At 38.8% G+C, this 7714-nt stretch carries 10 protein-coding genes; 4 read left to right on the forward strand and 6 right to left on the reverse strand.

Annotated elements, in window-relative coordinates; genetic code table 11:
- Positions 1-534, reverse strand: a complete 534-nt coding sequence (locus HDF25_RS20520) for a phage tail protein (RefSeq protein WP_184628257.1) — start codon at positions 532-534, stop codon at positions 1-3.
- A 194-nt stretch (positions 535-728) separates the two neighbouring features.
- Here HDF25_RS20520 and HDF25_RS20525 point away from each other — a divergent pair, with 194 nt between their 5' ends.
- Positions 729-1604 (forward strand): hypothetical protein, encoded by an 876-nt coding sequence (locus HDF25_RS20525; protein ID WP_184628258.1) that lies wholly within the window; start codon positions 729-731, stop codon positions 1602-1604.
- Positions 1605-1611: 7 nt separating this feature from the next.
- On the opposite strand, the gene HDF25_RS20530 is transcribed toward HDF25_RS20525, so the two are convergent.
- The gene (locus HDF25_RS20530) at positions 1612-2100 is read right to left on the reverse strand and encodes an Lrp/AsnC family transcriptional regulator (RefSeq protein WP_184628260.1); all 489 of its coding nucleotides are present in this window, start codon (positions 2098-2100) and stop codon (positions 1612-1614) included.
- A 129-nt stretch (positions 2101-2229) separates the two neighbouring features.
- Between HDF25_RS20530 and HDF25_RS20535 the strand changes: the two genes are divergently transcribed.
- Positions 2230-3618, forward strand: coding sequence for an MFS transporter (locus tag HDF25_RS20535; protein ID WP_184628262.1), 1389 nt, complete (start codon positions 2230-2232; stop codon positions 3616-3618).
- A gap of 1 nt (position 3619) precedes the next feature.
- Positions 3620-3982: a nuclear transport factor 2 family protein gene (locus HDF25_RS20540; RefSeq protein WP_184628264.1), complete on the forward strand. Its 363-nt coding sequence runs from the start codon at positions 3620-3622 to the stop codon at positions 3980-3982.
- A 7-nt stretch (positions 3983-3989) separates the two neighbouring features.
- Here the strand turns inward: HDF25_RS20540 and HDF25_RS20545 are convergent, their stop codons facing one another.
- The 3 genes from HDF25_RS20545 to HDF25_RS20555 form a co-directional block, all read right to left on the reverse strand.
- Positions 3990-4607, reverse strand: coding sequence for a hypothetical protein (locus HDF25_RS20545; RefSeq protein WP_184628266.1), 618 nt, complete (start codon positions 4605-4607; stop codon positions 3990-3992).
- A 98-nt stretch (positions 4608-4705) separates the two neighbouring features.
- Positions 4706-5464: a M57 family metalloprotease gene (locus HDF25_RS20550; protein ID WP_184628268.1), complete on the reverse strand. Its 759-nt coding sequence runs from the start codon at positions 5462-5464 to the stop codon at positions 4706-4708.
- A gap of 161 nt (positions 5465-5625) precedes the next feature.
- Positions 5626-6165 carry a hypothetical protein gene (locus HDF25_RS20555; RefSeq protein WP_184628270.1) on the reverse strand — a complete coding sequence of 180 codons (540 nt, stop codon included), beginning with the start codon at positions 6163-6165 and terminating at the stop codon, positions 5626-5628.
- Positions 6166-6270: 105 nt separating this feature from the next.
- Here HDF25_RS20555 and HDF25_RS20560 point away from each other — a divergent pair, with 105 nt between their 5' ends.
- Positions 6271-6429, forward strand: a complete 159-nt coding sequence (locus HDF25_RS20560) for a zinc-binding dehydrogenase (RefSeq protein ID WP_317618239.1) — start codon at positions 6271-6273, stop codon at positions 6427-6429.
- Here the strand turns inward: HDF25_RS20560 and HDF25_RS20565 are convergent.
- On the reverse strand, positions 6426-7385 hold the full coding sequence (locus tag HDF25_RS20565) for an ion channel (protein ID WP_184628274.1): 960 nt from the start codon (positions 7383-7385) through the stop codon (positions 6426-6428). The two genes, HDF25_RS20560 and HDF25_RS20565, sit on opposite strands and share 4 nt — an antisense overlap.
- Positions 7386-7714: the final 329 nt, after the last annotated feature.

A 7714-nucleotide genomic window follows, 5' to 3' on the forward strand; every position in this document is an offset into this window, starting at 1 on the left:
TTAATTTCTTGAAGGAAAGATACCAGTAAGCGCAATCACAAAATTCAACACGACAAAAGGCATCCTGTTTTCGTGTGCTTGTCCTGATCCGACTTGCTGCGTATTAAATGGGCCATTATTATACATAGCTGTATCTGCACGATTACTGAAACGTGTAGTCAGTGCAGGATTTGAAGCATAATAATTATTTTCGGGAGCTGTTGCATTCGCAGTGGTACTGCCTGCTTTTGCCCTCACATAACCAGCACCAAAGGTATGGCTGTGCAATGGGATCTCAGTGAGCGTAAGCAGATGACTTTCTTCTCCCGAGGTAGCCCCTAAAGTATAAGATCCGGTCCCATAATGTAACGGTGTCCTGCCTCTGAAATCCGGCAAAGCGAAAGTAGTTACTCCATTCCCTCCATAGGTGGTTCCTAATAAAGAGAAGAGTGCTGCATTTGTATTAATAGCTAATAATTGTCCATCACATTGTGCATACCCTCTTGGAGGGAAGTTAAAGGTGAACATGCTGATTGATCCTAAGAAATCACTCATTATTTGATAACATTTGAGAGTCGTTAATAATAATATAGTTTTGTATCTTGTACTGGAACTAATTTAGGCGTCGTTAATTCTATCGTAAAGTTATATTATATTTTGACAATTACAATAATTATTATTTTTTTTCGTTCCGCTTGGAAATGACTGTGTAAATTTTTCTATGTTTATGGCATATTAACGCCAATCATATGTCCGACAACCGCAGGTCATTTCTCAAAAACAGTACTCTCGCAGCAGCCGCAACCTTACTAAGCAGACCCATTAACACCTTAGCTCAGGTTAGCAAAAATGTCAACACCCTACAATCATCCAGACATACGGTAACGATTTACCATAGTATGCGATTGAATGGAAATGTTGACGATCCGGGAGGCATCAATCAATTTAACACCGTACTCAACAGACAGAGTTCAGGGGGGCTGATTTTAGACACAGGGAATTTCCTGGGTGAAGAAAAGGATAGAGCTCACCATGAGTCAGTTATTGCCGCAATGAATTCGGCTGGTTATCATGCCAGTATTCCAACTGCACAGGACCTGAGTAATGGAGAGACTTATTTAGCCAGTCTGACTGCTACGATGAGTTTCAGTCTATTAAGTTGTAACTATTCTTTCACTAATGAAACCCTGGCATCCTTTGTAAAACCATGGCAGATTATCAATTTCGGCAGATATAAAATCGGCCTGACTGGTATCGGTCCGAAAATAAATGGGATTAACTACCAGGATCCCATTAAAAAAGCAAATGAGACTGCAATTTATCTGAAAGAGCACCAGAATTGTGACCTTGTTGTATGTTTATCAGACCTTAATTATAAAGACCAGGCAGGCAACCCTGATAATTTCAGTATTGCAGAAAAATCTAAGTATATTGATTTTATAATCGGTAGAAACGAACAAAACCAGAAAGCACATACTATGGTTGTAAAAAATTCGACCGGACATGATGTGCTTATCGGACATTCTTCACCTGATAATCTAATGATGGGAAAAATGAGTTTTGAATTCAGAGAAAAACAAAAACATACTCTAAAGATCAAAAATCTGAGAACTTTAAACGCATAAATCTTTGCTAGAGCAAATTGTGAGTCTCTTTGATCACATCCATGACAAAAATACTTTTTGTCTGCCCTATTCCTTTGACTTCACCTAGTTGATTGACAAAGAAATTATGATAGCTTTCCATACTTCCGGCGACAATTTTAACCATAAAATCAAAGTCGCCGGAAATATTGTAACACTCTACCACTTCTTTAAATTCAAGCATAGCTTTAATAAAAACAGCGCCTGCTTTTTTATTATGTTCCTTTAGGGTAATCATACAAAGTACAATCATCCCCTTTCCTATCAATCGCTTGTTGAGTATTGCCGCATACTGCCTGATCACCCCGCTTTTTTCCATCCGTTTAATCCGTTCATGAGTCGGTGTCGGACTTAAATGAATCAGGGCCGCAATTTCTCTTACGGTAAGCTTGGCATTCTCTTCCATTAACCTGAGAATTTCATAGTCTTTTGTATCCAGTGTAACGGAAGGTCTTTCGGATTGTTCTGTATTTGGCATAATAATGATGGCTTGATAGTACTTATGTACTTTTAAAAGTAAACAAATATCACATCTGTTCTGAATATTTATTATTATTTCTACAATCTATTCCATATTAATACATTTGAAAGAACAACACACTATTATATGATTACAAAAAAGAATGGTATCCTGATGATTGCTTCGATGGGGATTTTTGTGGAAGCACTGGATATCGCCATTATAAATTTAACTATTCCCTCTATTCAGTCACAGTTCAGTATTACTAATGACCAGGTACAATGGCTGCAAACACTATATGTATTATTGTATGGTGGCTTCCTGATTATTGGTGGAAAGTTATCGGATGTAATAGGTAAAAAAACCATATTCATCGCTGGTTCTACTTTGTTTTTATTAACCTCATTAGGTGCCGGTCTCTCGGGTTCATTCGGAATGTTAGCCTTATACCGGGCAGTACAGGGCCTTGCTGCAGCACTTATTATGCCTTCGGCGATGTCTATTGTCACCCATACTTTTACTGAAAAACACGAACGTAGCAAAGCGATAGGAATTTTCAGCTCTTTTGCGGCCATCGGATCAGGAAGTGGTTTATCAATTGGTGGTATTATCAGCACTTACTGGGGCTGGCACTGGGTTTTCCTGATCAACGTACCTGTTCTGGCAGTAGTTATCATTCTATCCTGGTTCTATCTGGATGCTGACATCCCTGCTGTGCAAAAAAAATCACCGGACCTGATCTCCGGATTTTTACTGGTTGCCAGTCTGCTGATGCTGAGTTATGGTGTACATGAAATAGGTAATTTCCAAAAACACTATTTATTACTTACTGCTTTAACTATCGGCATTATCACCTGCTTAAAACTATTATACACAAGACTCTGCCGTCACCAGGAACCTTTGATTGATCTCTCTATTTTCCGTTCTTCCAAAGTAGTCACCGCGAATGGGGTTTTCTTTTTACTGGGCTCGTTCTTTACAGGTTATTTATTTATCATTTCCCTCATGCTACAGAGAGATATGGGGTTTAGCGCCGCAAAATCAGGTTTACTTTTAGTTCCGTTCAGTATCTTATCGGCTATCGTAGCCAAATTTATTCTGCCTGTATTAATGAAAAGACTAAATATTGGTCAGACAGGAATTTTAGGTATGATGATGATGTTAACGGGTGCCATCCTGTTAATCGGCGCGGTATTAACAGGACACGCTCTGCCCTTAATCCTACTTTCTGCTGCCTTTGTATCAGGACTGGGGATGACAATCAGTTATACAGGGCTATCGGTCCTTTCTATCCAGGATGTTCCAAGTAAATATTATGGTTTAGCATCCAGCCTGTCAACCACCTCTTACTTTCTGGGTGCCGGAATAGGTTTATCCATATTGACTCTTTTTATGCAGTCAACAACTGTCAATGCAGCCATTACCTCCCTCCCGATAGTTATTCTGGGTATATATGCTTTTATCGGTTTAAGCTGGCTGATGTTGTTTAACAGGAAACAAAATACTAATTTCATTCCTGAAACTAATCACAGCTAAAATGTTTAAAGAAGATATTATTACCTGCGAAAAAAGACTTCTTGAAGCTATCCGACTAAACGATGTCAGTGTACTCGATGAGCTCCTCCATCAGGATCTCCTATTTACCACTCCTCAGGGTCAAACAATTTCCAAAGCTCAGGATATGGAGAACTATCATTCGGGAAACATTGCCATTACACACATTGAATCAGCGGATCAGGCTATTCATCTGATAGGTGATACGGCTGTAGTAGCGGTAACTATTAATTTACAGGGTAAATATCTGGTACATAGTCTGGATGGGAATTACCGTTATACCAGGGTCTGGAAAAATATTGAAGACTCCTGGAAAGTGATTGCCGGAAGCAGTGTACAGCTCTGATCCTGGCTTAAAAATCATCTGATAAGATAGATTTCTGCAGATCGAAACGGTCGGCAAGATCCTGAGAGATAAACTGGGCAACTCTTAGTGCCGTCTTGCTGTTTTTTAGTTGTGAGCGTCTCTTTTGCGTGAGATAATCGTCCAGCATGACATCGGTAACCAGTTCATTTGTTACCGGTTTTTTAGGATCCTGCACTTTAACCGGATCTTTAAAGTTCATATCTGTAATAATGACGCGGTATTTAAAGTCTTTAACGTGAATACTTACAGTAGCGGTTAAAGGATATGCCAGAACTGCAGGTGTCGTAAATGCAGTAGCCCCGTACCTTCTGGCATCAATCATATAAAAAACCAGTTTTCCGATAAACTGATTTTCGGCCGGATAAATATGACGGTCATACCTGAATTTTTTGATGGTTGCCAAAAGGGTATAAAGTCTGTCACTTAATTCCTCCTTTTCTAGTTTTGAAGTATAAACTTTCTGAAAAAGCACCGCATGATTTTTTAAAATAATGGAAGTTCCCGGAACACTGTCCTGGACTCCATCGGTAAAGTTAAGAGCATACTTATCGTTCTGCGCAAAACAAAAGACTGGAGCAAGTAACAACAGTAATATAAATTTCATCTTCTTTGGAGGTATATTTTTTTAAACGGGACAGATCCCGTTAAGGGACCTGTCCTGAATAAGTTACGATCTTTGATTAAGTTTTTTCAGGTTATTTTTTACAATGGATATAGTGCAGCAGTAGCTTGTTTATCTTTAGTAGATAATACAGTAGCTCCTGAATTACACTGACCTCCATTCATCAATGAAGACGCATCTGTTCCACCTACGCCCGGTACAGGAGTGGCAGTTCCTTCACCGATAGCGGACCAGTTAGTATGTCTCAAAGAGATATTATGGCCAAGTTCATGCGTAATCGTCCGTTGACGTTGCGCAAAACTATTGGCAGCAATATATGCTTTGTTGATTTTGATTAAATTACCTGCAGCACCTCCTGAGGGGAATGTTCCCTGTCCACAAACACCGCTTCCAAGATTTTCATCTTTAATCAGGATATCATAAGTCCCAGTGGTTACAATGCTGAAACGAACACTTGAATTCGCTATCGCATTCCATTGATCAACAGCCGAAGTCACCTCAGCATTCATGCTGGTCATCGAAGCATCAACTTTTACTCTGATATTCTTTTTGTTAGTGGCGTTAACCAGGCTCCCGGTATAAAACTGCTCAGTCTTAGGCTGACCATTTGGAATAACCATGTTTTTAGGGAAGATAATATCTTCCTCTACAACATAGCTATCACCATTATCGACGATAGCTGTAGCAGGAAAACCAAGACTCTTAATGTAGGATAATACATTTTCAGATTTCTGGTTTTGAGGTGTTGGATTTGCAGGTGTCTCTTTGGTTTTAGAGCAGGATGCAATCACTACTGCGGCCAGCGCAATTAAAGTGATAAGTCTTAATTTTTTATTCATATGGTTGAGTGTTAGGTAGATCGTAACACCCTAATATAAGAATCTCCAAATTATAATTGTAACTTTTCTGACACTTATTTTAAACAAGTGTTAAAAATACACACATTAATATTAAGCTATATTAACACAGAAAACTGTATTAATATAGCTTTTTAAAAAAATTATTTAATGACTTTACCATTTATCCGGATACTATCCCAGCCATCGTCGAGCCCCTGTCCTTTGATATAACTTATCTTATAGGTACTGCCCTTTAAGTTTGACTGATTTACCATATCAAACTCAAAGGTTCTTTTGTCAGCTGTTTTTTCTACGAGTTTCACCTGATAGTCATTTGTACTTTTGTCATTCAGGGTATTAAAGACATCATTGAGTGGGGCATCAAACTTTGCATGTAAATAGATCATACCCGGCTGATCCGGAAAAGCCTCCAGTAACTGGTTATTCTCATCTATCCGCATATATTTTGTGGAAGTAGCATCCCCGCCAATCAGAGAATAGAATTTATAATAGAGCTGTTTATTAATCCTTACCGTATCCCGGATTTCGGTATAGGTATGCGTGCCATGTGTCCAGCGGTTTCCAATCTGCATAGGCAGGAAGGAATCTTCGGCTGCTATCTGCGGGGTACCCTGTTTTTTAACTTTACAGGACGAAAATGCTAAAATGATCAGTAAATACATTAGAGAAGAAGTTTTCATAAGGTTAGATTTATTTCTAATTTATGAATTAAATCAGAAATAAATCTTTTATTAACTCAATCCTTCTTTCGACAGTTATTTCTCCCCCCATTCCCGCAGATTGTTATTTCCAATGGAGAGGATATGCGACAGATAGCTGACCTGCTGCAAAAAGGGATTCTAAAATCACACTTGCATAAGATCTATCATTTTGATGAACTGAAAGAAGCTCATACCGAGATGGAAAAAGAAAGGACAAAAGGAAAGATAGTCGTTACTATTTAATGATGATGGGCAGGGTCTGACAATTTTTCATAAGTCCCTACTTTTGAAAGATCGAGGATAGTCTGCCCGTTACTGTCTCTGGAGAAGATAGTCACAAACCTGGCATTATGGATAATATCTTCATCTTTATAAGAAGTACGGGTATGGACAGTCTGAGAAAAAGTATCATCAAATGCCTTTAACAGCACCAGTATTTCTACTTCAGCATCCGCTAATTCTGCTGCTGTTTTCTGATGAAACGGACTGCTTTCATCAATAGGATGAACGACAGTCCAGCTCATCGTCAGCAGACCAATTTTAGACCGTTCCAGTTCTAAAGGATAAAATCTTCTTGTTTTTTTCCCTTTGACCGATTCATTATAGGACAGAACAACCTGTACCTCAATTTCTATCAGCTGATTATTTCTCAGATTGGCCAGTCTGAACATCAAACCAAGACCTTCTCTATAAGGAGCGATAACCATGTTTTTACTATAGGATATTTTTGCGGTCGGTCTGGAGAACCGGCCATATAGTAAACCTGTAGCCAATGCAAAAGCCAGTAAACCGAGCATGGATTCAAATGCAGCCAGACAGCTTGTTAAAAAACCGTCCGGACTGATATGCCCGTAACCAACAGTAGAGATGGTTTGGGCTGAAAAGAAAAAAGCATCAAAGAAATGATCTCTGGGGGTAATTCCTCCGGCTCCTTTAAGATGTTCAATACCAATGAACACATAAAGTGAAGCAAAGAATATATTGACAACCAGATAAGCAATCAGCAGGATGAAAAGAAACTTCTTCCAGCTCATGGAGATCAGCCAGTTGTAAGTATCAGAAGTTCTGATTAATGGCAGACCAATCCGTTTGATATTGGAAGATCCGTCTGTATTCATCATCCTCTGCTCTCCGGTTACAGGTTGTGTACCAAAGCCAAGATCGTCGTCAAATTGTGATTTACGTTTAAACAGTGCCATAATTTCCTGTTAATTTTACTGAAAATTATGCAGATATTAAAACCTGTTTGAATTAACCTCCGATCAAAATAACCATTGATGCAATGATTACGCCCGCCAGTATAATAACAAGGGCATTTTTACTTGATTCTATCATGATATTGTACATTTTTGTCTGTTTTTTTCATGAAGACGCACCTGACACCCCATACCCCTACGCTGATTAAAAATATAAGCAAAAAAAGGGCTGTTAAATTGCAATGCCCCCAAAAAGTTAGACACTTTCTGGGGGCATTTTTATGACAAAAAAAAAGAAACACAGTTTTGATTTCAAGCTTCATTGCGTAAAG

Origin of the sequence: Pedobacter cryoconitis (genome assembly GCF_014207135.1) — a bacterium.
GTDB classification, from domain to species: domain Bacteria; phylum Bacteroidota; class Bacteroidia; order Sphingobacteriales; family Sphingobacteriaceae; genus Pedobacter; species Pedobacter cryoconitis_D.